The sequence below is a fragment of the Alcanivorax sp. HI0044 genome (assembly GCF_001634945.1).
In genome coordinates, this window is the sequence record NZ_LWEZ01001642.1 from 1 (window position 1) to 1174 (window position 1174).

Genomic DNA, 1174 nt, shown 5'->3' on the forward strand with positions numbered 1-1174 from the left:
AACGTCATTCAGGTCACCAAGATTGACTTCACGATCTCGCGTCATGCTTTACTTCCCGGGGGACACCCCGTTTGGTTGATTATTTATCTCAACGTTGGCTGTCAACGTTACTCTGAATGATCGAACAGCGATTGGTCGGTCGGGTAGTAGACTGGCTCGCCCGGTTCGTATTTTCCGTTATCTTTCTCAAGAAATGGCAGGAAAATAACCCACGGCCGCACATCCCGATGATCGACGAGGGCCCAAACACCGATTACCTGGTTCCCTTCATCATCGCTGATTTCATGCAGTCGGAATAAAGCCAGCATGTCCACATCCGGCTTTTTCTTCCCTTCTTCTTGAAGCTTTCTGTACAGAACCTCCACCCATTGCTCTGGCGCTGGAGCATCCTCTTTTTCGCCTGTATAAGTCATTGCCTGCGCAGAATCCCCCTTCTGGACCAATCCGAAAGGGTAAAAACTGCCAAATTTCTTGATCGCCTTTATCGCTTCACCAATTCCCGCAGCGGCCAGTTTATCCATGGCCTGCTGCTCCGGGCTTTTTGCTGCTTCGTCAGCGCTCTTTGTTTGCGCTGTTTTTGTGTCACTCGCCTGTTCGGCTGCCATGGCCGGAGTCACCCACAAGCCGGCCAGCAACATCACCAATCCAATAAAACGCATACAACACCTGTTATTGTCATCATTATCCCGGAATTTGACCGTCATCCGGCCAACAAGATCCCGAGCCTGTCGGACGCTACCAAACTTACCCTTCTATCGCCATAAAGACACAAAAAAGGCCGCAAAAGCGGCCCTTTTCATTGCCTGAACGGTATCTGCAAAGACCCCTTCAGGCTTACCCAACCGGGTTTATGCAGCAAAGTTGCTGGCTGCGAAATCCCAGTTGATCAGGTTCCAGATGGACTCCAGATACTTGGGACGGGCGTTGCGGTAGTCCACGTAGTAGGCGTGCTCCCACACGTCCACGGTGAACAGCGGGGCCTGACCCTTGCCGTGGGCAATCGGGGTGTCCGCATCGTCGGTGTTGACGATTTCCAGGCTGCCATCGCTGTTTTTCACCAGCCAGGTCCAGCCGGAACCGAAGTTACCGGTTGCCTTGGCATTGAACTGGTTCTTGAACTCGTCGAAAGAACCGAACGCCTTGTCGATGGCTGCGCCCAGATCACCACTGGGAG

General features: G+C 52.8%; 2 protein-coding genes. Both read right to left on the reverse strand.

The genetic code is table 11. The annotated features are described in order from the left end of the window. Window positions 1-107: 107 nt before the first annotated feature. Entirely contained in the window at window positions 108-659 is a 552-nt protein-coding gene (locus A3730_RS24730) for a hypothetical protein (RefSeq protein ID WP_063520366.1), read from the reverse strand. A 189-nt stretch (window positions 660-848) separates the two neighbouring features. Then, window positions 849-1174, reverse strand: a 326-nt coding sequence (locus A3730_RS24735; RefSeq protein WP_197477622.1) for a superoxide dismutase, incomplete at its 5' end; no start/stop codon positions are given.

Coding starts and splice junctions, on each gene's coding strand:
- A3730_RS24730 (WP_063520366.1), bottom strand. CDS start 659: ATGCGTTTTATTGGATTGGTGATGTTGCTGGCCGGCTTGTGGGTGACT.